Here is a 26372-nt window from a genome sequence, read left to right as displayed (position 1 = left end):
CGCTGCCGATCCTGCTGATCCTTTTGAGCGCCATTGCCGCCTTTGTCGCGGTTCGAACCCTGCGCACCTTTGGCGGCTTTGAGCTGCAAGCGAGCATCCGCACGGACAAAGCCTTGATGCTCGCTCGTGACGCGGTAATCGCGTATGCCGCTTGGGAGGACAGCTCCCCCGGCAGCCTCCTTTGCCCGGACTTCGACAACAGCGGTGTTGCTGACCTGAACTGCAGCAGCCGCGCAGTCGGGCGTCTTCCCTGGAAAACGCTGGGCGTTGAAATGCCTCTGGATGGCAGCGGCGAGTGCCTGTGGTATGCCATCTCGCCCAACGCTCGCAACAATATCGCCCCTGCGTCGCGGGGTTCGGGCGGCACGATGCCGGCAATGAACCCCAGCTACCTCGGCGATCTGACCCTCAGGGACAGCACCACCGGAATGAGCCAACCGGTGGTCGCCGTGATCATTGCGCCGGGCCGCCCCCTGTCTGGACAATCCCGAACGGCCACACCATCGGGCTGCAACGGGGGCAGCGCAAATGCGTTTCTGGAAAGCCGCGGGGGGATCGATAACGCGGCCGGCGGCCCCGGATTCATCACCGGCACGCCGGATACCGCGTTCAACGACCGTGTCATTGCCATTACGTCTGAAAAACTGTTCGCGGCCGCAAAAGCGCGAGTACTGATCGCGCTCGCAGGGCGTGACGCCCCGGCGACACACGGTCTGCGGGGCTTGTACGCCTCTGGCGTCGACGCCGCTTCATTGCTTGCCGATGACGGAACCGGCCGCTTGAAGCTCAACTTCCTGGACACAACCGTTCTGGCCGTGTTTTCGCCGCCCGCCAGCGTCTCACCGAAAGCGGACGGCGATTGCAGTCGCTACGATACGGCGGGCAACTACACTGCCGAATGGCTCTGCTTCAACCGCTGGCTCGACTACACGCAATACAGCCCGATCGCGCCGGACAGTGCTCGCCTCAGCCTGCCAGGCTGGCAGGCTGAATTCAGCATCGCCAATCCGCCTCGACTCGTTCGCGCTCCGACCCCATGACCAGCACACCCATTCGTCACAATAGCAGCGGCTTCACACTGATCGAGCTTGCTGTCGCAATGACCGTGATCGCGATTCTCGGCGCAAGCGTGCTGATGGCTGTGCGCGTTCAGATGGTACAGCGACAGACCTCGGAGACACGGGCAGCGCTTGAGGAGGCACGGGAGGCGCTACTGGCATTTGCAGCTGCAAATGGTCATCTCCCCTGCCCGTCGCTCGGCGGAGCTCCCGATCAGGGGCAGGAAAACCGCGACCCCAATACCAAAGCCTGCAAGTCGCGCCGGGGTCTTCTGCCCTGGAGCGATCTCGGCATTGTGGCGATCGACGGATACGGCCGTCGCCTCGCCTACGCCACCGGCAATGAGGTGAGTGACGCGTCACCGCCAATCACACTCGACACCAGTGTTGCGGCAACGAAACTATCCGTCCAAGGCGGCCAAGCTTTGGGCACGCGGATCGCCAGCGATGGTGCCGCTGTCGCCGCGATCTGGTCGTTCGGCCCCAATGGACTGTTCGGCACCACTGCCGATGGAAACACCATCGACGGCAGCGCGACCGCGGGCGCCGACGAGACAACCAACGGGACTAACAGCGCGTCAGTCGTCATCTCGCGACCGATCAGCGAGAACGCGGGCGCCCCAGGTGGCGCGTTTGATGACGAAGTGATCTGGATCTCGCGCTATGTGCTGTTCAACCGCATGATTACCGCCGGCAAGCTGCCTTGACCCGCGTCGCGTTACGGCGACACACTGTCTGGCATCATGCACAGCACGATGAGCTTCATTGAACGCCTGCGCAACGCGGGCATCACCCCCAACGACAGCGAGGAGCTGCGGCTGCAGAAGGCGCTGCTTGTGCTGGCGAGCGGCCTCGTGTCGGTCGCGGCAATCGGCTGGCTGCTGATCTACTGGGCGCTTGGCCCGAAGCTATCGACCACCCTGCCCTTCGTACTGCAGGTGCTGGTTGCCGCGAATCTGCTGATCTACGCGGCAAGTGGGAACTTCGCGGTGTTCCGTTTCAGCCAGCTGGCGATCTTCTTGTTCTTCCCTTTCATTGCACAGTGGGCGCTGGGCAATTTCGTCACCGCGTCCGGCGTCATCCTGTGGGGCTTGCTCGCGCCCGTCGGGGCACTGCTGTGTGCCGGGCCACGCGAATCGGTGCCGTGGTTTGCCGCCTACGTTTTCCTGACCCTGCTGACCGGTACCTTCGACTTCCTGCTTGCCGATTACCTCGTCGCTGCACCGTCGCCCGTGCCGTTGAAGGCCTCGATGGCCTTCTTCACGCTCAACTTCGCCACCATTTCCACGATCGTGTGGTTGCTGATGCGTTTCGCTATCGTTGAGCGGCAAAAGGCGCGCGGCGAGCTGGAAGACGCCCACCGCCAGCTGCATGTCGAGCAGGAGCGCTCCGAGCGCCTGCTGCTCAACATCCTGCCTCACCCGGTTGCCCAACGGCTCAAGGACGATGACTGCACGATCGCGGATGGTTTCGCCGAAGTCACCGTGATGTTCGCCGACATTGTGAACTTCACCGAATTGGCTTCGGACATGACGCCGCAGCAGGTCTTCGGCATGTTGAACCGCGTCTTCTCGCAGTTCGACGAAATGGCAGAACGCCTCGGGCTCGAGAAGATCAAGACGATCGGCGACGCCTACATGGTCGCGGGTGGTCTCAATACCGATCTGCGCGACCCCTGCGAGGCGGTGGCACAACTGGCGCTCGACATGCGCGACTGGCTCGCCGGTGCTGGCGCGCGTGGCGCCAATCCGCTGCGGGTGCGGATCGGCATTGGTACCGGGCCGGTGGTCGCCGGCGTCGTCGGCAAGAAGAAGTTCATCTATGACCTTTGGGGCGACACGGTGAACCTCGCGAGCCGGATTACCGGCGAGGGCGCCCCCGGGTCGATCCAGTGTGATGCCGCCACCTACGACCGGCTCCGCAATCGGTTCGTGTTCGACCCTCCGCACATTGTCCCGATCAAGGGCAAGGGCACGGTCGTAGTGCACCGCCTGTCGGCCCGTCGCGACCTGGTGGAGATCGCGCCAGATCTGCCTCAGCGCGTCGTATCGCCGGCCTGAGGGCGATCCAGGCGGAAGCAAACGCCGCCATCCCGGTTTTCCGCCAGCCGCACACGCCACCCCAACAAGGCAGCCTCGCGCGCGAGTTGCATCAGCCCGACACCGAGTCCCGCGTCCGATGCCACCGGCTCGCGCATCAGGCGCGTGGCACGCTCCGGTGGCACCGCCATGCCGTCATCGCGAACCTCAAGCGCAAAACCACGCCCCTCCCCGCGCAGATGTACCGCAATCGTTGGCCGACCGCGGGAATCAGCTTTGTCGCGTGCGTTCTGGACACAGTTGTCGACGAATCGATCGAATAGGCCCGCCGGCACGCTCAACATCGGATCAGGGCTACCGACGCACGCCACATCGTGCAATCGCACCTGCAGTCGCGCCCACCAGTCGGGCAGCATGATCGACTCGCTTGCATCGGGGCCGGGCTGGCGCAGCTTGTCCAATGTCAGCCGCAGACGCGCGGCCAAAGTGGGCAGCTGGCGCTGGATCAGCGCTTGCGTTCCCTCAGGGTCGCGATTAAAACCGCTCTCCGCCGCGTAGAGAATCGCCTCAAAGGACTGCAGCAGATTCTTTACATCGTGGGTCAGGCGCGCGCCGGTCTCATGGATCGCGCGCAGATAGCCAATCTCGGCGAGGTCGGCAGCCTGCCGCCGGGACACCAGGAATTCGGCAAGGATGTTGACCATCAAATCCCAACGCCAGAGCGTGACCGCATCCGCCGTGCCGCGTGTACCGATGGTCACCACCAGATCACCGTGTGCGATCCGGTTCGTATGGCGCCCGAGGCGCCCGACACTCCCATCAAGCCCCGGCTCTGCTTGCCAGGCGACACCCGTCACACCGGGCAACTCCAGCATCCGACTCGCCGCGGCGGCAAGAAAGGCCGTCGCCGAGGGCGCATTGCGCGCTTCTTCCGATACCTCGCCCAGCCATTCCTCAAGCGGCAATGACCCAGCCAATGCGCGGCGCGACAACAGCAGCGCCACGCCGGAATAGCCCCCCCTCGGATTCCAGAGCCAGCCCAACATGAGCAGCACAACGGCGACCGAGCCCACCGACTGAAGCAGCGCTCGCTCGTAAGAAGCGCCCGTCAGAAACATGAAGGCCAGCGCGGTCAGCACGATCACGCCCACCGCCAGCATCGCAGTGGCCGCGGCGGCGAAGTCCGGCAGGGCGCCCGCGCGCTGCCACCGCTTCGTCAGCGCAGCCAGGGCAACCAGAACGACGACCACGTAGCCGCTGTCACGAGCGAGCCGCGCGAGCAGACTTCGCACGTCCGGATCCAGCGGCACGCCGAGCGGCACCACCCAGGCCAGCAGGACGAGTACGAGATAGCCGAAACCGAGCAGATCGGGCAACCGCTCCCGCCGAGCGCTACGGCTGGCCGCCTGCGCAACGACCAGGCCAGCCAACATGCAGAGCCATACCGAGAGACTCACCCAGCCAAGGGCCCACTGGAAAGCGACAAGCCCCGCGAGCAGCAGCACCAGCGGCATCACGTCGAGCCGGCGATTGGCCGACACCATGGGCTGCCAAAGCAGAAACGCACCCAAGTGCGCCGTCAGCAACATGCGGCCGGCCCAGCCGTCGAACCCCGCCACCAGCGCAAGTTGCAGACACGCCAACATCGCGGCCAGCGCGTGGCCTGGCTTGCGCACCGTGTCGCGCCATTGGTCGCCGGCGCTCACTGCCATTTCGACGATGCGTCCAGATTACGTCGCAATAGCGTCGAATTTTCGACACCACACCCCAAACAGCAACGCCTCCCTCGCGACAAACCCACGGTATCACTTGACTGCCGCGCCGCCCGCGGTCGGGCACGGATCCTGCTGATCATCTCGGGCACACAGCCTCCAACGGAAGTCCTTCATGAAACGGCAAGCCGGCTTCACCTTAGTCGAGATCGCAATTGTATTGGTCATCATCGGTCTGCTGCTTGGCGGCGTCCTGAAAGGCCAGGAGCTAATCGAGAGCGCCAAGGTCAAGAACATCGCCCAGGACATTCGGGCGATTTCAGTTGCAGTGCTGACTTACCAGGACAAGTATCGGGCGCTTCCAGGCGACGATACGAAGGCTGGGGGCTCCACTGGTCGATGGGGCGCCGACGCGTGCAGCGTGTCAGGCGCTGGCAACGGCGTTATTGACGGCGATCCGTTTGCCGCGAAAGACTCCGACACCGAGCCGATTTGCGCTTGGGAGCATCTTCGTCGCGCAGGGCTTCTCACCGGCGAAGTCACGGATGGAAACCCCAAACATACTGATCTCGGGGTGTTTGGACTGACCAGTTCCCCTATCAGCAACGGCGCGAACCGTCTGCGCGGCGTGCTCTACATCTGTGCGAACAACGTTCGGGGGCGCCGCGTTATTCCGTTAGACGCACTCATGGATGACGGAGACCCAGCGACTGGATCAATGGTCGCGACGAGCGCGCTGAAAGCAGCCAGCAGCGGTGGCTTTACGTTGACTCCCGTGTCATCAGGTACGGTCGTCGACGGCGATTCCTACATCGTGTGTATGGGTTTTTGATCGCCCTACGCGATTACAACGGGCCGCAATAGCGGCCCGTTGTCATTCACACTCCCTGCAACAACCTTGCCTCCGCCGTCGCAAGAGACTCTGGCGTCCCCAGCAGCACCACCACGTCGCCGGTCTCGAATACCAGATCCGATTCAGGGTTGATCGCACGCACCCCGCGCCGGCGCACCGCGGACACTTTCGCCCCCGCCTCCGGCAAAGCCAACTCGGCGATCGATCGCCCGATACAGCCGGCGCCGTCGGGCAAAGCCACTGAGTGCAGGCGCTCAAGCGTAGCGTCCGGGTCATCCGCGGCATCGGAGCGCCCGTGGAAGTAGCCACGCATCAGCGCGTAGCGCTGCGAGCGGATGTCGCGCACGCGGCGGATCACACGCGACAGCGGCACGCCGGTCAGCGCCATGGTGTGGCTGGCCAGCGTGATGCTGGTCTCAAAGATGTCGGTGACGACCTCGGCAGCCCCCGCAGCCGTCAGCTTCTCAAGCTGTGCTTCTTCAAGCGCACGAACAACCACCGGGATGTCCGGCCGCAACTCACGCACCAGATCCGTAACCCGACACGCAGAGCCCACGTCCGCGTAGGACACCACGATCGCAGCGGCGCGCGCCACGCCCGCCGCAATCAGGGTTTCGCGACGCGCGGCGTCACCATACACAACGGTCTCGCCGGCCGCCGCGGCTTCGCGTACGCGATCGGGGTCCAGATCGAGGGCGACGTAGCCGACGCCTTCCTGCTCGACGAAGCGCGCCAACAGCTGCCCCGTGCGGCCATAGCCGCAGATGATCACATGCCGTTCGGTCGTCATGGATTGCGCAGCCACGCGCGTGAGCTCCATCGATCGCAGCAGCCACTCCGACGCGACGAAACGCATCACCAGTTTATTGCTGGCTTGCACGATGAAGGGCGCAGCCAACAGCGACAGCACCACGGCGGCAACGGCGGCCTGTATCAGCGCATCGCTGCCGAGTTTGTTGGCGGACATCTGCGAAAGCAGCACGAAGCCGAATTCGCCGCCAGCGCACAGCCACAAGCCGCTGCGTACCGCGTTGCCCGGCGTGGCGCCGAAAAGGCGCGCTGCCGCAAACACCACCGCGAATTTCGTCGCCAGAATGCCAACCAGCATGCCCAGCACCAACAGCAGATGCCCGAAGATCACCCTCGCATCGAGGAAGGTGCCGACCGTGACGAGGAAGAGCCCGAGCAGCACGTCGCGGAACGGCTTGATGTCCTCTTCAACGCGATAGCGATACTCGGTCTCAGAGATCAGCATGCCGGCGACAAACGCGCCCAGCGCCAATGACAAGCCAAAGTGCTCGGTTAGCCAGGCCAGCCCCAGCGTCACCAGCAACACATTGAGCATGAACAGTTGCGACGAACGCCGCCGGGCCACCAGCAAGAACCAGCGCCCGAGCAGGCGCTGCCCGAAATACAGCACGATCGCCAACAAAACCGTGGCCTTGAGGCCCGCAAGCAAGAGCAACTGCAGTTGCGCCTCGGGCGGCTGAGAAAGCGCCGGGATCAGCACCAGCAAGGGCACCACAGCAAGATCCTGGAACAAGAGCACCCCCATCACCATGCGGCCATGGGGTGCATCAAGCTCCATCCGATCAATCAACAGTTTCGACAGCAACGCGGTGGAGGACATCGCGAGCGCCCCCCCCAGAACCAGCGCAGCCCCCGGCTGCACACCCAGCAGCGCGCCGAATCCAAGTGTCAGCAGCGTCGTCGCCCCGACCTGCGCCGCACCGAGGCCGAACACCAGCCGCTTCATGCTCATCAGATGGGGCAGCGAGAACTCAAGCCCGATCGTGAACATCAGGAACACCACGCCGAACTCCGCCAGCGCGCGAGCGCTCGACTCATCCGGTATCAGGTTCAGTCCCGCCCGCCCGATCAACGCACCAACGGCAAGGTAGGCCAGTTCGCCCGGCAGGCGCATGCGGTGAAACAGCATCACACCGACCACGGAGGCGGCGAGCAGCAACAGGACGAAATCGAGCGTATGCAACGGCGACATGGGCGTGGTGGCAGCGGGCCTCACCTCGAAAGGGCGGCAGGACCCGTCTGTTATAATGAGGATCGAGTTTAACCGTTGCGCGACCATGCAAGAAACCAAGCCACAAGCCGTTTCCCGGGCGACCGACGACGAATTGCTGTCACTCGGTCGCGACGTGCTGTCGATCGAAGCTGAGGCGGTTCTGACCCTGGCGCGCAGACTGGACGCCAGTTTCGTTGCTGCGACCCGGATGATTCTGGGTGCCAGCGGTCGCGTCATCGTTACCGGCGTCGGTAAATCCGGCCACATTGGCCGCAAGCTCGCCGCCACCTTTGCCTCCACCGGCACGCCGGCCTATTTCGTACACGCAGCCGAGGCGGCGCATGGCGATCTAGGCATGATCACAGCGTCGGATGTCGTGATTGCGCTCTCGAACTCCGGCACCACCGGGGAGGTCCTGACGATTGCCCCGCTGATCAAACGCCATGGCGCGCACCTGATTGCGATTACCGGCAATCCGTCCTCGGCACTGGCCAAGCTTGCGGACGTGCATCTCGACGCGACGATCGAGCGCGAGGCCTGCCCGCTGAACCTCGCACCTACAGCCAGCACCACCGCAGCCCTTGCGTTGGGCGACGCGCTGGCGGTTGCACTGCTCGACGCGCGCGGCTTTGGCCCGGACGATTTCGCCCGTTCGCATCCTGGTGGCGCACTGGGTCGCAGGCTGCTAACCCGCGTGTCCGACGTGATGCGCACTGGGGAGCGCATTCCACGCGTACCGGAAACGGCGACGTTTGCCGAAGCGCTGCTTGAGGTCACCCGCGGCGGCATGGGCATGACCGCAATCGTGAACGATCAAAACCACGCTATCGGCATCTTCACTGATGGCGACCTTCGCCGCCTGCTTGGTGCCGAAACCGACATGCGCGGCCTGAAGGTCGCCGACGTGATGCACCGCAACCCACGCAGCATCGCACCCGATGCGCTCGCTGCGGAAGCTGCCGCAACGATGGAGCGCGCGCGCATCAACCAGATTCTGGTGATCGACGATGCGCAGCAACTGGTCGGCGCCCTGAATACGCACGACTTGATGGACGCAAAGGTAATCTGATGGATCGCGCACACGAACGCGCAGCACGCCTCAAACTAATGGCCTTCGACGTCGACGGCGTACTGACCGACGGAACCATCTGGTTCACCGCAGAGGGCGACGTCATGAAGGGGTTTTCGACCCTTGATGGCCATGGCCTGCGCATGCTGCAGATGGCCGGCATCGAACTCGCGATCATCACCGGCCGCCGCTCCAAGGCACTGGAGCAGCGTTGCGCGAATCTTCAAATCGAGCGCCTCTATCAAGGCGTGGAAGACAAGCGCGCAGTGCTTCACAGCCTGCTTGGCGATCTCAAGCTCGAACCGGCTCAGGCTGGCTACATGGGTGACGATGTCGTGGACCTGCCGATCCTGCGTGCATGCGGGTTCTCGGCAACGACGTCGGATGGCCACGCGCTGGTGCGCAATCACGTGGATTGGGTTGCGGGCAGACCCGGCGGGCGCGGTGCGGTGCGCGAAGTCTGCGACTTCATCCTCGCAGCGCAAGGCAAGCTCGACGCCTTCCACGCCCGTTACCTGGCCGACTGATGAAGCGCACCTGGTCCGGTCTGTTTCCGCTGCTTCTTGCGGCTTTGCTGGCTGGCACGGCGTTCTGGCTCGAACGCTACGTCAGCGGCCAAGCCACGCGAGCCGATGGCCGCTTTCGGCACGACCCGGACATGGTTGCGACCCGCTCGGTGCAAGAACGATTCGACGCCACCGGCAAGCGACTGTACGTGCTGGAAGCCGCCGTCGCGCGCCACTATCCCGATGACGACAGCACGCACGTCGAGGACGCGAACCTGCAGCACTTCGGCAAACCGCAGACGCTGCATGTCACCGCGCGGCAAGCCCGCATTTCCGGGCCGGGCGACGAAGTGTTCCTGAGCGGTGAAGTGCGCGGCCGTCGCGACGCCGCAGAAGGACTGCCAGAAATGACCTTCGAAACCAGTGAAATCACCGTGCGCCCGGACGAAGAGAAAGCCGTCACCGACAAGCCGGTGCACATGACGCGCGGCCAATCGGTGATCGACGGTGTCGGCTTGGAAATTGACCAGATCAACGGCGTTGCGACCATCGGCCAGGCCCGCGCAACGCTCTATCGCAATACGAAGGGAAGCGGGCAATGACTCTCGCACGCATCGTAAGTTCACTGCTGCTCGCAGGCGTTCTGTTGGCGTCAGCAACGGCGGCCCACGCCGAACGCGCTGACCGAGACAAGCCGGTCAACATCGAAGCGGACCGTGTCACCGTCGACGACAAGAACAAGGTCCAGATCTTCGAGGGCCGCGTAAAGCTTACGCAAGGCACGCTGACGATCCTGTCCGACAAGGTGGTCGTGACCCAGGACATCGAAGGCTTCCAGAAGGGCGTCGCCACCGGAGGCCAAGGCGGGCTTGCGCGCTTCCGCCAGAAACGCGAGCAGAAGGAAGAGTGGGTGGACGGCGAAGCCGAGCGGATCGAATACGACGCGAAGACTGATCTGGTCCAGCTTTTCAACCGCGCCAAGGTGGTGAGCGGCAAGGATGATGTGAGCGGCCAGTACATCAACTACGACGGCTACAACGAGACCTACCTCGTCACCAACGGCCCCAACGCCACCGTCGTCCAGAACACTGAGGCACGCGTCAAAGTCACGATTCAGCCGAAGAAGCAGGACGCCGCCGGCAAACCCGCCGGTACCGGCCAGCGCTAGGCATCTCGCCCACGGCCGCTCCGGGGGGTGCGGCCTTCAGGCACATCCATCGGAGGGGGAATGGACTACCAGACGATTCTGGTCGAACGCCGTGCGCGTGTCGGCCTCATTACGTTGAACCGGCCCAAGGCGCTCAATGCCTTGAACGATGCGCTGATCGACGAGTTGGGCGCCGCGTTGAACGGTTTTGAGCACGACGACGATATCGGCGCGATCGTCATCACCGGGTCGGAAAAAGCCTTCGCTGCCGGCGCCGACATCAGCGCAATGGCCGACTGGGACTACATCGACGTCTACAAATCCGACTTCATCACCCGCAACTGGGAGCGCATCAAGAGCTGTCGCAAGCCGATCATCGCTGCGGTAGCGGGATTCGCTTTGGGTGGCGGCTGCGAACTCGCGATGATGTGCGACATCATCATCGCGGCCGACACGGCGCGCTTTGGGCAGCCCGAAGTCAAACTTGGGATTCTGCCCGGCGCCGGCGGCACCCAACGCCTGCCACGCGCAATCGGCAAAGCCAAAGCCATGGATCTGTGCCTCACCGCCCGGATGATGGACGCGCTCGAAGCCGAGCGCGCCGGCTTGGTGTCCCGCGTCGTGCCGGCCGAGCGCCTGCTCGACGAAGCCCTTGCCGCGGCGGATACGATCGCAAGCTACTCCCTACCTGTCGTCATGATGATCAAGGAGTCGGTCAACCGCGCGTATGAGAGCAGTCTTGCCGAAGGGCTTCTGTTTGAGCGGCGGGTATTCCATGCAGCCTTCTCGCTTGCGGACAAGCGCGAAGGCATGAGCGCGTTTCTCGAAAAACGTGCAGCCCGGTTCACACATCGCTGAAACCAGTCGCCACGCAGTCATTCTCCTGTCATGCGGCATAGCGCAAACTGCGCGTCGAGAGACGCGCAAAGCGCATTAGGTCACAACAGAAAATTGCAATCAGATCAGTGAATTAGATCGCCATCGGCTTGACTGCCCGGTCAGATATTGCACCGCAACAAAAAATACTTGACGCGACCAAAGTCGCCTCTATAATCGGAATTGTTGCGGTGCAAAATCTTTTGCCCCTGAGTCAATCAAAGGAGATCAACCATGTTCGCTACCCCTGAACAATTCGCCGCTGTGAGCAAGGCCCAAGTCGAATCGCTGCTGAGCATCGCCAACACGGCGTTTGCCAGCGCCGAGCGTCTGGCCAACCTCAACCTGACCGCCGCCCGCGCGCTGCTGGAAGACAGCATTGCCAACGCCAAGACCGTACTCGGCGCCAAGGACGTGCAAGAGCTGCTGACGCTGCAAACCTCGCTGGCCCAGCCGATCGTCGAGAAGAGCGTTGCGTACTCCCGCAGCGTCTATGAAATCGGCGCCCAAGCTCAGGAAGAAATCTCCAAGTTGGTCGAAGGCCAACTGGCTGAAGTCAACAAGTCGGTGTCCGCCACCCTGGACAAGGCGGCCAAGTCTGCTCCGGCTGGTTCTGATGTCGCCATCGCCGCCGTCAAGTCGGCCATCGCAGCCGCCAATTCGGCCTACGACAGCCTGACCAAGGCGACCAAGCAAGTTGCCGAAATCGCAGAAGCCAACGTGACCGCCGCGACCGACGCAACCGTCAAGGCCGTCAGCGGCTCCGCGCCGGCCAAGGCATCGAAGAAGGCCGCCTGATCGCCTCCTTCTGAGGGCAGCTTCGGCTGCCCTGCAACAGCCCTCCATCGGGCGTCGCGTGCAGGCGCGATTCGTGACGTCCGACTTAAGGCCGCAGCGCAACCCTGCGGTCTTTTCTTTTGTGCCGTCGAATCACGTGCTCGCCAGCGATTCGGTCGGAAACCCCATCGCGGCCAACGACGTGCGCAATGCATCCATCGCCGCCACCACGGCAGCCGGCTCGCCCTTGGCACCCAGCTCGATCTGGCGGCGACCGCCCGGGGCATGTGCATTCGGAAGGCTAAAAACCGTGACGCCGAACTGCTCCTGCACCGAAAGCATCAGCGCGCTGATCTGACTCTCCTGCGCGTCGAAGACCCACATCGATGACTCCACATACGGCTCGGCGTGATGCAGTGCAGACAGTTCGCCGTCCAACACCCATTCGAGCATCGGCCACGCCATGACCGGGAAGCCCGGCACAAAGTAGCCGTTTTGAATCGCAAACCCGGGAATGCGGTTGTAGTGGTTGGGAATGATGCGCGCGCCTGTCGGATAGGTGCCCATCTCGAGCCGATTGGCCGTCGTCTCGGCCCCGAACCGGCCGCGAATCTCGGCCTCGGCCTCTGGATGCAGCGCTAGCGGCACTCCAAGCGCCGCGGCGGCGGACTGCCGCGTATGGTCATCCGGCGTCGCGCCGATTCCGCCGAATGAGAAGAAAACATCGCCACTCGAAAAACAGTCGCGCAAGGTGGCGATCAACCGGTCACGCTCGTCGCCGCAGTAGCGTGCCCAAGCGAGCCGCATGCCCCGCGCCTTGAGCAACGCAATCGCTTTGGGTAGATGCTTGTCCTCCCGCCTGCCGGAAAGGATTTCATCGCCAATGATCAGAACACCTATCGCCATGCCGCCAGCTCCGCTTCGTCAGGCGAATGATGATACGCCCCACCCTGGCGAAGGCGGCAGGCAGTCAGGCGCTCACGGCGAAATCAAACACCCGTCGCAGCGCTGCACCCGCAAGGAAAACACGTACCGGCGCAGCGCAGTCAAAGAAACACCCGAAGCCGGTATTGCCCGCCTGCTCAACACGCATGAATGGGTCGACCCGCAGCAACACGTCATGGTCGGTCACCAAGGTCGCCTCGAACACCAGGCCTTGTTCGGGCGCACGTGAGAACAGCGCGTTGCGCAGGGTCGGATCGCTATGCACACGATGGCGCTCACCGCGCGGCGTCGCAAACCGGGTGAGCGCGGCAGCGCCGTCGCCATGCACCGCACCGGCGCCGCTGCGCACACCTTGCAGCATCACCGACAGATAGGCCGACAGCGCGTCGCCCACCACCTCGTCCTGGGATGGTGCGCCCAGGCGCGCAAGCGCGCCTGGGGTCAGCACCCCAAGATACCCTCGGCCGTTCCCCAGCACCGCCTGGCCATCACGGAAGGTTACGCCAGGCAGCGCAGTCGGGCCGGCATCCAGGTATTGCGCATACGGCAGATCGAACAGCACGCTCACGTTGCGCCCTCAACTCACCTTGTAACTGAAGCCACCCTTCTTGCTCACGCCCACCTTGATCCGCGCAATCGCAGCGCCTTCCGCCATGCGCGCAAGCACGCTTTCCGAAATCTCGGGCAACAAGGTGCCACTGAGGATGTTGTCGACGTTGCGGGCGCCGGAATCCGCCTCCACGCAACGTGCAAGCACGGCCTCTACCAGCGCATCGTCATGGCTGAAGACTGCCTTGTGGTTCTCCGCCACACGCCGCGCAATCTTGGCGAGCTTAAGCCGGATGATCTGAGCCAGCACATCGTCAGCGATCGGGTAGAAGGGCACGACGCTGAGGCGCCCGAGGAAGGCCGGCTTGAAGGCTTTGTAGAGTTGCGGACGTATCGCATCGAGCAAGGCGTCAGGCGTTGGCAGTTCCTCCGGCCCCTTGTTCAGGCACGCCGACATCAGCGTCGACGAAGCCACGTTCGAGGTCAGGATGATGATGGTGTTGCGGAAGTCGATCTCGCGCCCCTCTGCGTCTTCCATGACACCCTTGTCGAAGACCTGGAAGAACAGTTCGAGCACATCGGGGTGCGCCTTTTCGACTTCATCAAGCAGCACGATGCTGTAGGGCTGGCGACGCACCGCCTCGGTCAACACGCCGCCCTCGCCATAGCCCACATAGCCCGGGGGCGAGCCCTTGAGGCCGGACACCGAGTGAGCTTCCTGGTATTCACTCATGTTGATCGTAACGAGACTGCGCGCACCGCCATAAAGGATTTCGGCCAGGGCATGGGCAGTCTCCGTTTTCCCGACCCCCGAGGGGCCGACAAACAGGAACACGCCTTTGGGTTTGTTCGGATCCTCAAGATTGGCGCGTGCAGTCCGCACCCGCTGCGCAATCGCCTCCAACGCGTGATCCTGCCCGATGACCCGTTCAGCCATCGCGTCGCGCAGACCGAGCACGGCGCGGATCTCATCTTTCACCATGCGCCCGAGCGGAATACCGGTCCACGCGGCAACGATCTCGGCGGCTGTGCGGCCATCAACCTGCAGCGGTACCAGAGGCGCTTCGCCCTGCACGCCCGCCAATTGCACCGTGAGCGCTGCCAGCTCGCCATGGCGCGGATCATCCGTAGGAGCACCTTCGGCCAGGGCTGCGCGCAGCGCCAGTATCTGTGCAACCAATGCGCGCTCCTGTTGCCATTGCGCATCAAGCCGAGCAAGTTCGGCGGCGTGGGCTTCACGCCGGGCGCCAAGATCCTTGCGACGCGCGTCATGTGCCATGCCCAGCGCCCCTTCTCGAGCAAGGCTTGCCAGCTCTACATCGAGGCGATCGATCTGTTTGCGCAGATCGTCTATCGGCCCCGGTGTCGCGCTCTGGGCCAGCGCAACGCGCGCGCAAGCAGTATCGAGTACCCCAATCGCCTTGTCGGGGAGCTGTCGGCCCGTGATGTAGCGAGCTGACAGCATCACCGCCTCGGTGATCGCCTCATCCAACACGCGAACACCGAAGTGCCGCTCCATCAACGGCGCCATGCCACGCAGCATTGCGCAGGCAAGCTCAGGCGTCGGCTCCTCGACCTTGACGACCTGGAAACGCCTCGCCAGCGCGGCGTCCTTCTCGAAGTACTTCTTGTACTCGCCCCAGGTCGTGGCGGCGATCGTACGGAGCTCTCCGCGCGCCAACGCGGGCTTGAGCAGGTTGGCCGCGTCGTTCTGACCGGCCGCGCCGCCAGCACCGATCATCGTGTGCGCTTCATCGATGAACAGGATGATCGGATGCGGACTCTTCTTCACCTCGTCGATCACGCACTTCAAGCGATTCTCGAACTCCCCCTTCACGCTCGCGCCGGCCTGCAACAAGCCCATGTCGAGCACGTGCACCGATACACCTTGCAACGGCGGCGGCACGTCGCCCTGCGCAATACGCAGCGCCAGGCCCTCGACGACAGCGGTCTTGCCGACACCAGCCTCGCCCGTGAGGATCGGGTTGTTCTGTCGGCGCCGAAGGAGGATGTCCATCGCCTGACGGATTTCAGTATCGCGCCCGATGACCGGGTCAATCTTGCCTTCCGCAGCGCGCGCCGTGAGGTTGGTCGTGTATTGATCAAGCGCTGGCGTGCGCGAGCGCGCGGGGGCGGCATCCGCGGGTCCAGCCTCGGGGCTGACTCCCTCTTGGCGCGTTGCCGTTGCGAGTTCCGCCTCGGCCGACCCCGCCGTCAACGCGGCGAGATCATGCTTCAACGCGTCGACGGGAAACTTGGCGAAGAGCTTGGATGCGCGATACGCCATCTGGGCCAGTTTGCGGTCCGACAGCAGGCCATGCAGCAAGTGCGCGCTTCGGATACGCGCCTGCGCGTCATCGATCGATGCAATCAGCCAGGCCGCTTCGAGCAACTGCGGAATGCGCTCGGCGAACACCGGCGTGCGGGTATTACCGGTCGGGAGGCGTGACAACTCCGCCTCCAGGTCCTGTTGCAGGCCTTGCACACTGACGCCGGCACGATGCGCGACCACGGCAAAGTCGCTGCCAGCTTGTTCCGCGAGGGCCGAGAAAAGATGTTCAATGTCGACCTCATAGTGCCCTCGCCCCATGCAAATCGCCGCGGCGCGTTCAGCCGCTTGGCGGCAAGTGTCGTTGAGTTTCCCGATCAGGACTTTGAGATGCGTACTCATGTTGGGCTCATTGAAGGTTGCGTTTGCCCGCGCATGAAGCCGGGCATGAATCGGTAGGTGGCATCGTCCGGGTCATCGGCCAGAGGCTCGCTCGCAAGCCAGCTGTCCCAACCGAGGCGCCCGCCACCTGCGAGGCCAACCTTCAAGGGTTGAACCTCACGGCGATCGAGCAGCACACGGAGCTCGACCTCGATGGTCGGTCCAAGCGCGATGCCGAGAAGTCGGTCGAGAGCGCGCGCCGCAGAGCCCCCCGGCATGAACGATAGGAATGCACTGCGCGCAAGCGGCCCGACCTCGATGCGGATGCGCGAATCGCGCTGGTAGATCCGCGCGCCGCAGACGGCATCGACGCCCAGCGTGGCGTTTGCCATGCCGAGTTGGGCAAGGCTCTCGTCCGGCAAGCGGAACCATTGACCAACAAACGGAACCAGCTTGATCGGCGCGTCAAAGTACTCGGCCAGCACCGCCGCAATCGCCGACACCGAGCGGGGCGCGGTGCGCAAAATGCCTGCGTAGTAAGCCAGCGTCTCGTCGTGTAGCGATGCGTCGGAGCCATCGTCGAGACGCTCGCGCAAGGCCGTCGCGCCAAACCCAGCGAACGACAATACCGTGGGCAGATAGCGCGAGCGGCCTTCTGCCTCGAACTGAAAATGCGGCCGGTATTTCTCCCAGGCGCCAAAGAACTGAACGGCGCTCCGGTTGGCGAAAATATCCAGGAAGGCGCGCGCAGCGCGGTCACGGTGCAGCACCTCGCGGTCAAGCAGGCGCTCGGTGTAGTGCTGCGGCAGCACACCCTGGTTGCCTGTGAATCCGAGAAAGGCCGGCGTCAGCTTGACCCGTTGCGGCGAGCCGTCCTCCGCGCGGGACTCAATCTCCAGCTGCTCGATTTCGCTGGCCGGAAACGACAGCGCAAGCGAGTTACCAAACCGGACATGTTCGCCCAAGGCCTCGTGCGCGCGCTCATTGCGCCGCCGAAGATGTCGCCGCAGCAAGCGGACAGCCTGGAAGAACTCGGTGCGCTGCGGGGCCGCAAACAACCGCCCGACTGCACTTGAGAACGGACGCCTCACACGAGCACCATGTCACCGCTGCGCGGTTTGCACACGGTCAGGATCTCGCCACTGCGCGTGGAACGGACGCGCAAGCGCGTGAAGCTGTTGAGATGCACGTACAGTGCGAAGAAGTGCTCGAGCACCGCGACAAAGAGTGACAGGCCGACGCCTACGAAAGCCTGCTCGTCGACGCTGATCTCGATGTCAATGCCACGTACGAAAGCCGGAAAGGGATCGCCCGGCAGCATGGCACTCGACGGTCGATGCTCGATCGACGTCAGCCCATCGATGATCCGCTGATTGCTCGCCGTACGGCTGGCGTTATAAAGCCCGAAGGTTTCCTTCAGCGCGTCTACGCCATTCTCCGCAAGCGACAATCTGTTCAACGAGAGATGCGAGATCAGACGCCACAGCCCCTCATCCTCGGTACGAAAGCGGTGGCTAGGCGTAGGCCGGCGCAGGAACGAAATGCGCCGAGCGACTGATCCCCCCTCGATGAACAGATCACCTTCTGGCAGACCGTAAGGCAGCTGAGACGGCAGGTTGCGATTGGTCGCCGTGACCTCGATGCTGAGCGTTTCGGTCCGCTCCTCGGCGCCATCGTCCGCCACATCGACCAAGGCGATTTCGTACTCGTAGCCGGGCGACACTTCCGCGACCCGGGCATCACGACGCAGATGCCAGTAGCGCGCCTCGTGCGCCGGCGTCTCGGCATGCCGCAACCCGTAGAAGGGGCGGAACTCGGAAATGCGTTCGCCGCGGCTGCTCTTTTCAACACGCGACACGCGATTGATCGAATAGAGCTCGAAGGCCGCCGCGCGACGCGCGTCAACAACCAGCGGATAGTGCGCACGCGCATGGTCCAGACGAATCGGCTCTGCGTTGCGCTCAAACAGGTTAACCACCGGGGTGCAGCCCGTAACGAAGTTCGCCGCCGTGACGCGCTCGAGAAGCGCCGGCTCGAGCTCCGTGGCACCCTTGCCAAGGAAGAACTTCAACTGGATTTGCCGCGTGTTCGGCGGCAACGCTGTGCGAATCGCCGCGAAGTCTAGATCGAAGAAGTCGAACTTGCTGGGGAACAGGAAGAACTCCGTCAGTAGGCGATACGCCAGCTGCGAACGCGCGTCATAGTCAAGCAGCCCTTCATCGATACCGAAACCCACTGGCCGGATCGCTGCGCATCCAAGTACCTGCCATGCGCTGTGCTCCGGCGTCCCCACCGCAAGCCCGCGCAGCGACGAGAACAACGCCTCGCGCAAGTGACAAACGAGAGAGGGCTCGCCATCGAGAAACAGGCGCAAATGCGGGATGTCGATCGCGTTAAGCGGCAACGCGCTCCCGGTTGCCTCCAGCGTCAGAGTCAGCGCACAGGTCGTTTCTGCAGGTACGCGCAAGCTGCGCCCCGATACCACAGGCTGCTCAAACCCAGCAGCAGCAATGCGCAAGGGCGCCAGCGTAACGTCGTAGGCGGTGCGGAAGCGGCACGCAACGCCACCCGAGGGGCGAGTCGCCAGGGAAGTGCCGCGCGGCAATACCACCGGGGCGGACAACTGCGCATCAGCCCCGCCAGTATCGAAGCGCGCAATCGAACACGACGGCAGCGGCCGCAAGTAGTGCGGTGCGAGCACGCCGAGCAGGCTCTCGGTCAACTCGGGGAAATCATCGTCGAGCTTCTTGTGCACCCGCGCCGACAGCAGCGCGAATGACTCCAGCATGCGCTCGACGTGTGGGTCTTCGCACGCCTCACCAGACAACAACAGCCGCGAGGCGATCTTTGGAAACTGTTCGGCGAATTCGCGCGAATGCCGACGCAGGAAGGTCAACTCGCGCTCGTAATAGGGCAGCAGATCGTTCATGCGACCGCCTGAAGCGCACGTCGGCTGCTCGCGACGGAGTACTGTTGCGTGCAAGGCTGCAACACCGCATCGAAGCCAACCGGCTCCGCCGTCGGCGGCACATACAGCACGGCCTGGATCGCGAAATTCAAACGGCCAACGCTACGTTCGTCGCCACGCAGTGCGACGTGCACCCGTTTGAGCCGTGGCTCATGTTGCAAAATCGTCCGCTCGAGCGTTGCGCAAATTCGCGCTCTGTCGGCCGGATTGGCGAGGCTCAGGCCGACGAAATCCATCATGCCAAAACTGGCCAGCGAGCGCGCCGCCTCCGGGTAGCTTTCCAACAAGGCTTCACGCAAGCCGCAACGGCTATTGAGCAGGGACTCAAGGTCCCGCGCGACACTGTCCTTGAGCTCTTCAATCGACCAGCGCCGCAGCGGCGCCGGATCGTCCCCACGGTGCGGCGCATCGTCGAACAGTCGCTCAAACAAGGTTGGGGAAAAACCCTTCATGACATCTCTTCTGCGTTGAAACACGGCGCCGCTGGATGCATTGCCGTGTTCCGGTTCGGCGAATTAGATCTCGTAGGTCGAGTTGTTCTTCGCCAGGCTCCACTTGGCAACCTTGTTGCCCTTGACACCGCCAGCGATGTCCTGTGCGGTGTAGGTCCATTGCACAGCGGCGTACTTCAGCGTGAAAGTCTCCGTCGGGATGCCTTCGCCGGCCACCGACGGCGTCACCGACGCCAGCAGTACATGCTTGAGCTTGATCTCGAGGTACTTCACGCGCTTATCGCCATCCGCACGCATGAAGTCGATGGTCACTTCGTCGAAGGTGTGACCGGCCGAGCAGCCTTCCCAGATGCGCGGCGAGGTCAGATCCAGGTCCTTCACGAAGATCATTTCGCCGTGCTCGCAACGCTCGGCGGTGTGGCCGCCGGCGGTCGACGCGGTCGCCGAACGCGGCTGGCGAATCAGGTGGCTCCAGGAGCTGACCTCGATCCATTCCTTGTGCTCAGCATCGCGGGACTCGCCCTTGATGTCGTACTTGCCTTTGAACTGAACGTAAATGTCCTTCACGTTGTGGCTCCTAAGTTACTTGGGGTAGAAAGTTACGCGCCTGAGGATTGAGGCAGCTCGGCCACCAGGCGCAGTGAAACCGTGAGCTCGTCCAGCTGGAAGTGCGGGCGCAGGAACGCGACTGCACGGTAGACACCCGGTTTGCCCGGGACCTCGGATACCTGAACCGATGCTTCGCGCAAAGGAAACTCCGCCTTCGCCTCTTGCGAGGCCCCGTCATCAAGCAGGACGTACTGCGAGACCCAGCCGTTCAGATAGGTCTCGACGTTGCCAGCAGATGCGAAACTGCCGATCTTGTCGCGCATCATCGCCTTGAGGTAATGCGAGATGCGGCACACCGCGAAGATGTACTGCAGCTGGGCGGAGAGCACCGCGTTGGCATTCGCGGCATCGGTGTTGTACTTCTTCGCCTTCTGCACCGACTGCGCGCCAAAGAAGGCTGCATAGTCAGTGCCCTTGCAATGCACCAGCGGGATGAAGCCGAGATCGGAAAGTTCCTTCTCACGACGATCGGTAATCGCAACTTCCGTGGGGCACTTCAGCGCGACTTCACCCTCGTCCGTCTTGAAGGTGTGGGTAGGCAGATCTTCCACCAAGCCACCGCCTTCGACCCCGCGGATCGCAGCGCACCAGCCATACTTGTCGAAGGCGTCGGTGATGCGGGACGTAAAGGCATAGGCGGCGTTCACCCACAGGTACTTGCTGTGGTCCGTGCCGTCCACATCCTCGACGAAATTGAAGCCCTCAACCGTCGTGCCATCCTTGGGGTTGTAAGGCAGACGACCGAGGAAATGCGGCAGGGTCAGGCCAACGTAACGCGCGTCTTCGGACTCTCGGAACGACTTCCATTTCGCATACTCGACGGTGTCGAACACTTTCGACAGGTCGCGCGGCTTGCCGAGGTCGGTGAAGCCTTCGAGGCCAAAGAGCTCTGGCGACGCGGCGGAGATGAAGGGGGCGTGCGCCGCAGCAGCCACATGCGACATCTGCTCGATGAAGTACATGTCCTCAGGTTGACGCGTGATGTCGAAGTCACCGAGCAAGGTGCCGAACGGCGCGCCACCGAAGGTGCCAAACTCTTCTTCGTAGACCTTCTTGAACAGCGCGCTCTGGTCAAATTCGACCGCACCGCGAAAGTCCTTGATGAGCTCGCGCTTCGTGACGTTGAGCACCTTGATCTTGAGCATCTGACCCGTCGCGCTCTGCTTGCAAAGGTACTCAAGGCCGCGCCAGGACGACTCCAGTTTCTGGAACTCAGGCGCATGCATCACTGCGGAGAGCTGATCGGACAGCATCGCGTCGAGCTCAGCAATACGTGCGTCGAGCGTCGCGGCAAGGTTCTCTGATACGACCACCGTGCCACTCATGACCTGCTGCACCAACTCGCTGATCAGGTCGCGCGCACGGCTGTGCTCTACCGGCGAGCGCGCAACGCGGCTCTCCGAGACGATTTCATCGAGCAGGCTGTAGCCCGCTTCATTGGCTTGCTGAGCAAGCGCCAGGGCGGATGCACTCATTGCTTACTCCTCCACCTTGGCTTCTGCACTCAATGCTGCGAGCTTCTCGGTGCTGTTGAGCACGTCTTGCAGCAGGTCTTCAAGCTTGTCGTTTCCAGCGAGCTTGTTTCGCAGGTCGGCCAACTTGCTGCGCGCCTCCAGCAGCTTACGAAGCGGGTCGACTTGCTGAACAACCGACTCCGGACGGAAGTCCTCTAGCGAGCGGAACTTGAGGTCGACTGCGAACTCGCCCCCCTCACCCGTCAGCTTGTTCTCGACACGGTAGGCGGCACGTGGCTCCAACCCCTGCATCACATCGTCAAAGTTGTCGCCATCGATATTCACGAAGCGACGGTCCCGCAGACGCGGTTGCTCGACGTCGGACTGGCCAGCAAAGTCACCAACAACCCCGACTACAAACGGGAGCTCCTTCTGCTCGATCGCGTCACCGCGTTCAACTTCATAGGTCAGCTGCACGCGCGGCGGGCGCACACGGGTCAGCTTCTGCTGAACACTTTCCTTCTTGGCCATGATTGGTTTCCTGTTCGTATCGGGGTCGGTTACTTGAGAGCGCCGAAGGGGTCGGCAGAGGCTTTGGCTGCAGGAGCGGGGGACTTCGATGCAGTCGGCGTTGCGGGGGCAGGTTTGACGGCTGGGGTCGCCGCAGCCGCGGTTGTCGCGGGAGCAGCGGCAGAGGAGGTTGCTGGCTTCGCAGAGCGGCTCGCAGTCCGCGCCTTCTTCGGATCGTTCGCCGGAGCGACCGGAACGAGTACATCCTCCTTGATCGTCTCGCGCAGGGTGCGCGCCAGTCGCTCAGCTTCGCCGCGCGTATCGCCGCCGAGCGCGACACCACCACGCAACTCTTGAATATTCCGCACTGCGATCCGAAGGCTGGCGACGAGCGCCAGCCCCTTCGCCTGAACGTTCGCCGGGTCCCGCTGCACAGCCTCATCCGCAGCGGCAATCGTTCCCGAGTAGTTACCGCGATCAAATTGCAACTGGGCCATGCGCACCCACGGCGCCGGATCGGTGGGATTGGCCTTGGCGGTGCTTTCGAGCATCGCCTGCGCCTTCTGGACATCCCCCGACGCCACCAGTTCATCGACGCGCTGCTGGACTGCCGCGACATCCTTGAATTGGTCCAGCTCGGAGAGCTGTGAGGTGGTTGCGCAGGCACTCAAGAGCAGCGCTACGCAGACGGAAGCCGCCGATGTAGCAGTGTTAAAACGACGTCCGGAATTCTTCATTGTTTGGCTCCCATTCTCGATTCAGGGTGGCAAAGCACCGAGCTATGTCGCACTTCACACCCGCTTCGCATATCCCGTTGGCGTATGCAACATGGGTGGTACTCTACGAACAAGAAAACGCCGTTTCAATGACGATGCCATACGCACTGTGCAGTTCTTCCGCATCGGGAGTCCGTCAGAAAATCGCACGAGGGGCGCTGCTGACGCTCGCCCTTAGCTTGTTGGGATGCGCCTCGAACGAGACAACCAACCTGATCAGCTCGGCGGCGGATAGCGCCCTCGGGTCCGTCGGACTCAAACGGGCAAACGCCGATTCGACCAGCGGCTTTGATGAAGTGGCATTGCGGATTCACGCATCCAAAGTGCTTAACGCGGGGCCGGACGGCAAAGGCACGGCGCTCGTTGTTCGCGTGTACAAGTTGCGCAGTGCGGAGGCGTTTCTGGCGATGCCGCCCGACGCAATCCTGACGCCGAATCGCGAGAAAGAAGCCCTCGGTGCAGATCTGGTGGAAGTCAGAGAACTGGTTTTGACACCGCTTCAGTTGCTCGATCTCAAGGAGAAAGTGACACGTGAAGCGTCCGTGCTTGCGGTTGCGGGCGCGTTTCGCACGCCCTTGCCACAGCGGTGGCGTGCGGTGTTCGAGAGAACAGCAGCTGCGAAGACCGGGCTTGTGCTCGGTGCCCACGCATGCGCATTCAGCGTAAGCGTCGGAAGCCCCGCAGGTTGGGGATATGACGCACCAGCGAAGCTCGGTTCAACGCGATGCGGTCAGACCGAGACGCAAGGGCAGTCGATGCAATCAGGAGAATTGATGTGAAGGCAGCAGCAAAGGTCTTGTGGGGAGAGGGGCTCTTTTTGCGGCCCCAGCACTTTCAACGGCAGGATCTCTACCACGAAAGCCGACTGACGGAGCTTGGACGCACCATGCACCCCTATGCATGGGGCTTCAGGCTGTTACGGTGGGACAAAGACGCGCTCAGTTCTGGCGTACTACGGCTCGAAGAGGTAAGAGCCGTGTTTCCGGACGGCGAGTTCTACGCTGCGCCAGACGCCGACGAGCTACCTGAGCCCGTCAACCTTGCACAGCTATCGTTTCCGCGGGAAGCGATCACCTTTCACTTGGCTTTGCCCCACCTACGCACGGCGGGCGGCAATCAAACACAGGCGGGAGATACTCGCGGCAACGCGCGCTTTCGCCCAGCGAGCGAACTCGCGGCCGATCTATTCACCCGCGCCGCCGAGGCCGATGTCATGCTCCTACGCAAGCAACCTCGCCTGCTGTCGGACCAGGATGCGATCGAGCAATTCATCACCCTTCCGGCAGTGCGTATCCGCAAAACGTCAACCGGCGGCTACGAAATCGATCCGGCTTTCATGCCACCCGCGGTTGCCATCGAGGCGCTGCCAACGCTCTACGCGCTGCTGCGGCGCACGCTGGATATTCTGCAGGCCAAGTGCGCCGCGCTTTACGGCTTCCATCGCGAGCCCAGCAAGAACATCGTAGAAATCCGTTCCGGCGACATTGCATCCTTCTGGCTGCTGCACACGGCGAGCAGCGCATTCGCACGTCTCAGTCATCTGTTCAAACACCCGCGTCTGCATCCCGAGCGCCTCTTTGAGTCGCTGCTGGAGGTCGCGGGAGCCCTGATGACCTTCGCCAAGAGCCACACGCTCGAGGATCTCCCGGTCTATGACCACAACGATCCAGCCGAGGGCTTCTTTCGCCTCGACAGAATCATCCGGGAGTTGCTGGAGACTGTCATATCAACCCGATGCGTAACGATCACCCTTACGGAGACCAAACCATCGTTCTTCGTGGGTCGTATGGACTCTGACAAGCTCGGTGCCGATACCGCCTTCTACCTCTCCGTCAGCGCAGATATGCCGCCCCCGGAGTTGGTCGAGGCTGTGCCGCTGCGTTTCAAGCTGGGCGCCCCTGACGACGTGGACAAGCTGCTGTTGTCCGCGATGCCTGGCGTGAAGCTCACAGCAGCCCCACAAGTCCCGGCGGCAGTGCCTGTACGACCCGGCAACTACTACTTCTCGCTGGAACCGAACGGACCGCTATTTGAACGGATGCGCCAAGCGCAATCTGTTGCCCTCTATGTGCCCACAGGCTTCCGCGATTTGCGACTTGAACTCTTCGCTCTGGTGCAGTGATGAATCCCTCCCTTCCACCGTCCCTGTTCGCCGATAGCGAACTCCGTCGCCGTCCGAGCGAATCCTCGCGCCAGCCGAAAACGCTCGTCGACATGATGTACGACGGTTTCTACCTGATGTTCCTGATTCGCAACCGCAACGCGCCAATCGACGCGGATCAGTTTCGAGAGCGCCTGCGCGAATTCCTTGATGAGTTCGAACGTTCGGCAAAACGCGCAAATATCGCGACCGACGACATATTCGCTGCGAAGTACGCCTTCTGCGCCTCGATGGACGAGCACATCCTCGCATCGCGCTTCTCCATCCGCGATGCATGGGAACGGCAACCCCTGCAGCTGGCATTCTTCGGCGATCAGCTCGCAGGCGAGCGATTCTTTGAACGCTTAGAGGCCCTGCGTGCCGAGGGCGCCACACGACTCCAATCGCTCGAGGTCTACCACCTTTGCCTTCTGCTCGGCTTCCGTGGTCGATACCTGCTCGAGTCGCCGGAGAAGCTCGGCTACCTGGTGGGTCGGCTCGGCGATGAGATTGCCCACTACAAAGGAAAACGCGCCGCGTTCGCCCCTGACTGGGCAGCACCGGATTCGATACGACATGCCCTGCGCGGAAACCTGCCGTTATGGGGAGTGATTTCCGGCTACGCCCTGATCACGTTGGCGGTGTTTGTTGGTCTGAGTTCATGGCTCGACAAATCCACCGCCCAATCAGTTTCGAATTTTCACGAGGTCGTGAAAGTCGCACCACGACAGGCTCACGTCACGATCAGCCTGCCATAAGAGGAGAGAGCGTTCGCGCAACCCTTTTAGCCGCTGCGTTGGGCGCTGTGGTCTGAATCAAACGTAGAGAGATTTCCGCCAGAGAAGATGAATGGCGATCACTCGACCTGGCGCCGCCCGGCCTCCCGCAGGCCCGACTGCCTCATCTGGGTCTTGGGTTCAGTGCAGCGAAACGCAAGCGCGTACGTCGGGCGTCGCGAGGCGCTTCTGTTTCGGCTCAATTGCGGTTGGAGGGTACGACGTGGTTGAGTGGCCCGCTACGGCGGCCACAGAAGATGAGATGCTGAAAAGAAAAACCCCCACCGGCTGAATAGCGGCGGGGGTTTTTTGAATGGGGTAGTCTGACGCTGACCTACTTTCTCACGGGAGACCGCAATATCATTGGCGCGGCTTTGTTTCACGGTCCTGTTCGGGATGGGAAGGGGTGGTACCAAAGCGCTATGGGCGTCAGACTGTAACTGGTAGGCATGTATAGGTTGCGATCGCTGATTTGGCGATATG

Annotated in this window: 25 protein-coding genes and 1 rRNA gene; 13 read left to right on the top strand and 13 right to left on the bottom strand. The window is 62.8% G+C overall.

The features are described 5' to 3' along the window. The first annotated feature begins 23 nt into the window (after nucleotides 1-23). Genes JY500_RS04480 through JY500_RS04470 form a run of 3 tightly spaced genes read left to right on the top strand, consistent with a single transcriptional unit; the run spans nucleotide 24 to nucleotide 3118 of the window. Complete coding sequence (locus tag JY500_RS04480; protein WP_206255192.1) at nucleotides 24-1040, top strand: hypothetical protein; 1017 nt, start codon at nucleotides 24-26, stop codon at nucleotides 1038-1040. Beyond that, nucleotides 1037-1765: a type II secretion system protein gene (locus JY500_RS04475; RefSeq protein WP_206255191.1), complete on the top strand. Its 729-nt coding sequence runs from the start codon at nucleotides 1037-1039 to the stop codon at nucleotides 1763-1765. The genes JY500_RS04480 and JY500_RS04475 overlap by 4 nt, the downstream gene beginning before the upstream one ends. 48 nt (nucleotides 1766-1813) lie before the next feature. Continuing rightward, nucleotides 1814-3118: an adenylate/guanylate cyclase domain-containing protein gene (locus JY500_RS04470; RefSeq protein ID WP_206255190.1), complete on the top strand. Its 1305-nt coding sequence runs from the start codon at nucleotides 1814-1816 to the stop codon at nucleotides 3116-3118. Here JY500_RS04470 and JY500_RS04465 read toward each other — a convergent pair. After that, complete coding sequence (locus JY500_RS04465; RefSeq protein ID WP_206255189.1) at nucleotides 3094-4809, bottom strand: ATP-binding protein; 1716 nt, start codon at nucleotides 4807-4809, stop codon at nucleotides 3094-3096. The two genes, JY500_RS04470 and JY500_RS04465, sit on opposite strands and share 25 nt — an antisense overlap. Before the next feature lie 175 nt (nucleotides 4810-4984). On the opposite strand from JY500_RS04465, the gene JY500_RS04460 reads away from it, so the two are divergent. Continuing rightward, the gene (locus JY500_RS04460; RefSeq protein WP_206255188.1) at nucleotides 4985-5641 is read left to right on the top strand and encodes a prepilin-type N-terminal cleavage/methylation domain-containing protein; all 657 of its coding nucleotides are present in this window, start codon (nucleotides 4985-4987) and stop codon (nucleotides 5639-5641) included. A gap of 46 nt (nucleotides 5642-5687) precedes the next feature. Here JY500_RS04460 and JY500_RS04455 read toward each other — a convergent pair whose 3' ends face one another. Then, nucleotides 5688-7664, bottom strand: a complete 1977-nt coding sequence (locus JY500_RS04455) for a monovalent cation:proton antiporter family protein (RefSeq protein ID WP_206255187.1) — start codon at nucleotides 7662-7664, stop codon at nucleotides 5688-5690. Between the two features lie 85 nt (nucleotides 7665-7749). Here JY500_RS04455 and JY500_RS04450 point away from each other — a divergent pair, with 85 nt between their 5' ends. The 6 genes from JY500_RS04450 to JY500_RS04425 all read left to right on the top strand — a co-directional run bounded on the left by JY500_RS04450 (nucleotide 7750) and on the right by JY500_RS04425 (nucleotide 12081). Further along, nucleotides 7750-8754, top strand: a complete 1005-nt coding sequence (locus JY500_RS04450; protein WP_206255186.1) for a KpsF/GutQ family sugar-phosphate isomerase — start codon at nucleotides 7750-7752, stop codon at nucleotides 8752-8754. Then, nucleotides 8754-9281, top strand: coding sequence for a KdsC family phosphatase (locus tag JY500_RS04445; protein WP_172203506.1), 528 nt, complete (start codon nucleotides 8754-8756; stop codon nucleotides 9279-9281). The genes JY500_RS04450 and JY500_RS04445 overlap by 1 nt, the downstream gene beginning before the upstream one ends. After that, a complete protein-coding gene (lptC, locus tag JY500_RS04440) occupies nucleotides 9281-9862 on the top strand; it encodes an LPS export ABC transporter periplasmic protein LptC (protein WP_172203505.1) in 582 nt (193 codons plus the stop codon). The genes JY500_RS04445 and lptC overlap by 1 nt, the downstream gene beginning before the upstream one ends. Beyond that, nucleotides 9859-10428, top strand: a complete 570-nt coding sequence (gene lptA / locus JY500_RS04435) for a lipopolysaccharide transport periplasmic protein LptA (RefSeq protein WP_206255185.1) — start codon at nucleotides 9859-9861, stop codon at nucleotides 10426-10428. Before lptC ends, lptA begins: the two co-directional genes overlap by 4 nt. Nucleotides 10429-10488: 60 nt before the next feature. Further along, entirely contained in the window at nucleotides 10489-11265 is a 777-nt protein-coding gene (locus JY500_RS04430; RefSeq protein ID WP_172203503.1) for an enoyl-CoA hydratase, read from the top strand. Between the two features lie 252 nt (nucleotides 11266-11517). After that, nucleotides 11518-12081 (top strand): phasin family protein, encoded by a 564-nt coding sequence (locus tag JY500_RS04425; RefSeq protein WP_172203502.1) that lies wholly within the window; start codon nucleotides 11518-11520, stop codon nucleotides 12079-12081. A 132-nt stretch (nucleotides 12082-12213) separates the two neighbouring features. On the opposite strand, the gene JY500_RS04420 is transcribed toward JY500_RS04425, so the two are convergent. The 10 genes from JY500_RS04420 to JY500_RS04375 all read right to left on the bottom strand — a co-directional run bounded on the left by JY500_RS04420 (nucleotide 12214) and on the right by JY500_RS04375 (nucleotide 22934). Further along, nucleotides 12214-12966 carry a competence/damage-inducible protein A gene (locus tag JY500_RS04420; protein ID WP_206255184.1) on the bottom strand — a complete coding sequence of 251 codons (753 nt, stop codon included), beginning with the start codon at nucleotides 12964-12966 and terminating at the stop codon, nucleotides 12214-12216. A gap of 64 nt (nucleotides 12967-13030) precedes the next feature. Beyond that, entirely contained in the window at nucleotides 13031-13573 is a 543-nt protein-coding gene (locus tag JY500_RS04415; RefSeq protein WP_206255183.1) for a hypothetical protein, read from the bottom strand. Nucleotides 13574-13582: 9 nt separating this feature from the next. Next, a complete protein-coding gene (gene tssH, locus JY500_RS04410; RefSeq protein ID WP_172203499.1) occupies nucleotides 13583-16225 on the bottom strand; it encodes a type VI secretion system ATPase TssH in 2643 nt (880 codons plus the stop codon). Further along, nucleotides 16222-17262 carry a type VI secretion system baseplate subunit TssG gene (gene tssG / locus JY500_RS04405; RefSeq protein WP_206255182.1) on the bottom strand — a complete coding sequence of 347 codons (1041 nt, stop codon included), beginning with the start codon at nucleotides 17260-17262 and terminating at the stop codon, nucleotides 16222-16224. The genes tssH and tssG overlap by 4 nt, the downstream gene beginning before the upstream one ends. A 29-nt stretch (nucleotides 17263-17291) precedes the next feature. Beyond that, nucleotides 17292-19133 (bottom strand): type VI secretion system baseplate subunit TssF, encoded by a 1842-nt coding sequence (gene tssF / locus JY500_RS04400; protein ID WP_206255181.1) that lies wholly within the window; start codon nucleotides 19131-19133, stop codon nucleotides 17292-17294. Next, complete coding sequence (tssE, locus tag JY500_RS04395; protein ID WP_206255180.1) at nucleotides 19130-19624, bottom strand: type VI secretion system baseplate subunit TssE; 495 nt, start codon at nucleotides 19622-19624, stop codon at nucleotides 19130-19132. Before tssE ends, tssF begins: the two co-directional genes overlap by 4 nt. Before the next feature lie 63 nt (nucleotides 19625-19687). Beyond that, nucleotides 19688-20191 (bottom strand): Hcp family type VI secretion system effector, encoded by a 504-nt coding sequence (locus JY500_RS04390; RefSeq protein ID WP_172203495.1) that lies wholly within the window; start codon nucleotides 20189-20191, stop codon nucleotides 19688-19690. A gap of 32 nt (nucleotides 20192-20223) precedes the next feature. Further along, a complete protein-coding gene (tssC, locus tag JY500_RS04385) occupies nucleotides 20224-21708 on the bottom strand; it encodes a type VI secretion system contractile sheath large subunit (protein ID WP_172203494.1) in 1485 nt (494 codons plus the stop codon). 3 nt (nucleotides 21709-21711) lie between these two features. After that, nucleotides 21712-22218: a type VI secretion system contractile sheath small subunit gene (tssB, locus tag JY500_RS04380; protein ID WP_206255179.1), complete on the bottom strand. Its 507-nt coding sequence runs from the start codon at nucleotides 22216-22218 to the stop codon at nucleotides 21712-21714. 29 nt (nucleotides 22219-22247) lie between these two features. Beyond that, entirely contained in the window at nucleotides 22248-22934 is a 687-nt protein-coding gene (locus tag JY500_RS04375; RefSeq protein ID WP_206255178.1) for a tetratricopeptide repeat protein, read from the bottom strand. Between the two features lie 44 nt (nucleotides 22935-22978). Here JY500_RS04375 and tssJ point away from each other — a divergent pair, with 44 nt between their 5' ends. From tssJ to icmH, 3 genes are read left to right on the top strand one after another with little or no spacing between them, the layout of a single operon-like run. Further along, complete coding sequence (tssJ, locus tag JY500_RS04370; protein ID WP_206255177.1) at nucleotides 22979-23752, top strand: type VI secretion system lipoprotein TssJ; 774 nt, start codon at nucleotides 22979-22981, stop codon at nucleotides 23750-23752. Continuing rightward, the gene (gene tssK / locus JY500_RS04365; RefSeq protein ID WP_246479787.1) at nucleotides 23749-25095 is read left to right on the top strand and encodes a type VI secretion system baseplate subunit TssK; all 1347 of its coding nucleotides are present in this window, start codon (nucleotides 23749-23751) and stop codon (nucleotides 25093-25095) included. Before tssJ ends, tssK begins: the two co-directional genes overlap by 4 nt. Further along, nucleotides 25095-25871, top strand: coding sequence for a type IVB secretion system protein IcmH/DotU (gene icmH, locus JY500_RS04360; protein ID WP_206255175.1), 777 nt, complete (start codon nucleotides 25095-25097; stop codon nucleotides 25869-25871). The genes tssK and icmH overlap by 1 nt, the downstream gene beginning before the upstream one ends. 339 nt (nucleotides 25872-26210) lie before the next feature. On the opposite strand, the gene rrf is transcribed toward icmH, so the two are convergent. Further along, nucleotides 26211-26323, bottom strand: a 5S ribosomal RNA gene (gene rrf / locus JY500_RS04355). Nucleotides 26324-26372 lie beyond the last annotated feature (49 nt).

Source organism: Niveibacterium microcysteis (assembly GCF_017161445.1).
Classification (GTDB): domain Bacteria; phylum Pseudomonadota; class Gammaproteobacteria; order Burkholderiales; family Rhodocyclaceae; genus Niveibacterium; species Niveibacterium microcysteis.
This window is presented reverse-complemented; position numbering and strand designations above follow the sequence as displayed.

What these genes read in the sequence shown, in the direction of transcription:
- tssF (WP_206255181.1), bottom strand. Translation starts at nt 19,133, where the DNA reads ATGAACGATCTGCTGCCCTATTACGAGCGCGAGTTGACCTTCCTGCGT.
- tssB (WP_206255179.1), bottom strand. Translation starts at nt 22,218, where the DNA reads ATGGCCAAGAAGGAAAGTGTTCAGCAGAAGCTGACCCGTGTGCGCCCG.
- JY500_RS04445 (WP_172203506.1), top strand. Translation starts at nt 8,754, where the DNA reads ATGGATCGCGCACACGAACGCGCAGCACGCCTCAAACTAATGGCCTTC.
- tssE (WP_206255180.1), bottom strand. Translation starts at nt 19,624, where the DNA reads ATGAAGGGTTTTTCCCCAACCTTGTTTGAGCGACTGTTCGACGATGCG.
- tssJ (WP_206255177.1), top strand. Translation starts at nt 22,979, where the DNA reads ATGTCGCACTTCACACCCGCTTCGCATATCCCGTTGGCGTATGCAACA.
- tssC (WP_172203494.1), bottom strand. Translation starts at nt 21,708, where the DNA reads ATGAGTGCATCCGCCCTGGCGCTTGCTCAGCAAGCCAATGAAGCGGGC.
- JY500_RS04425 (WP_172203502.1), top strand. Translation starts at nt 11,518, where the DNA reads ATGTTCGCTACCCCTGAACAATTCGCCGCTGTGAGCAAGGCCCAAGTC.
- lptA (WP_206255185.1), top strand. Translation starts at nt 9,859, where the DNA reads ATGACTCTCGCACGCATCGTAAGTTCACTGCTGCTCGCAGGCGTTCTG.
- JY500_RS04455 (WP_206255187.1), bottom strand. Translation starts at nt 7,664, where the DNA reads ATGTCGCCGTTGCATACGCTCGATTTCGTCCTGTTGCTGCTCGCCGCC.
- JY500_RS04375 (WP_206255178.1), bottom strand. Translation starts at nt 22,934, where the DNA reads ATGAAGAATTCCGGACGTCGTTTTAACACTGCTACATCGGCGGCTTCC.
- JY500_RS04475 (WP_206255191.1), top strand. Translation starts at nt 1,037, where the DNA reads ATGACCAGCACACCCATTCGTCACAATAGCAGCGGCTTCACACTGATC.
- JY500_RS04420 (WP_206255184.1), bottom strand. Translation starts at nt 12,966, where the DNA reads ATGGCGATAGGTGTTCTGATCATTGGCGATGAAATCCTTTCCGGCAGG.
- lptC (WP_172203505.1), top strand. Translation starts at nt 9,281, where the DNA reads ATGAAGCGCACCTGGTCCGGTCTGTTTCCGCTGCTTCTTGCGGCTTTG.
- JY500_RS04470 (WP_206255190.1), top strand. Translation starts at nt 1,814, where the DNA reads ATGAGCTTCATTGAACGCCTGCGCAACGCGGGCATCACCCCCAACGAC.
- JY500_RS04465 (WP_206255189.1), bottom strand. Translation starts at nt 4,809, where the DNA reads ATGGCAGTGAGCGCCGGCGACCAATGGCGCGACACGGTGCGCAAGCCA.
- JY500_RS04430 (WP_172203503.1), top strand. Translation starts at nt 10,489, where the DNA reads ATGGACTACCAGACGATTCTGGTCGAACGCCGTGCGCGTGTCGGCCTC.
- JY500_RS04460 (WP_206255188.1), top strand. Translation starts at nt 4,985, where the DNA reads ATGAAACGGCAAGCCGGCTTCACCTTAGTCGAGATCGCAATTGTATTG.
- JY500_RS04450 (WP_206255186.1), top strand. Translation starts at nt 7,750, where the DNA reads ATGCAAGAAACCAAGCCACAAGCCGTTTCCCGGGCGACCGACGACGAA.
- tssH (WP_172203499.1), bottom strand. Translation starts at nt 16,225, where the DNA reads ATGAGTACGCATCTCAAAGTCCTGATCGGGAAACTCAACGACACTTGC.
- icmH (WP_206255175.1), top strand. Translation starts at nt 25,095, where the DNA reads ATGAATCCCTCCCTTCCACCGTCCCTGTTCGCCGATAGCGAACTCCGT.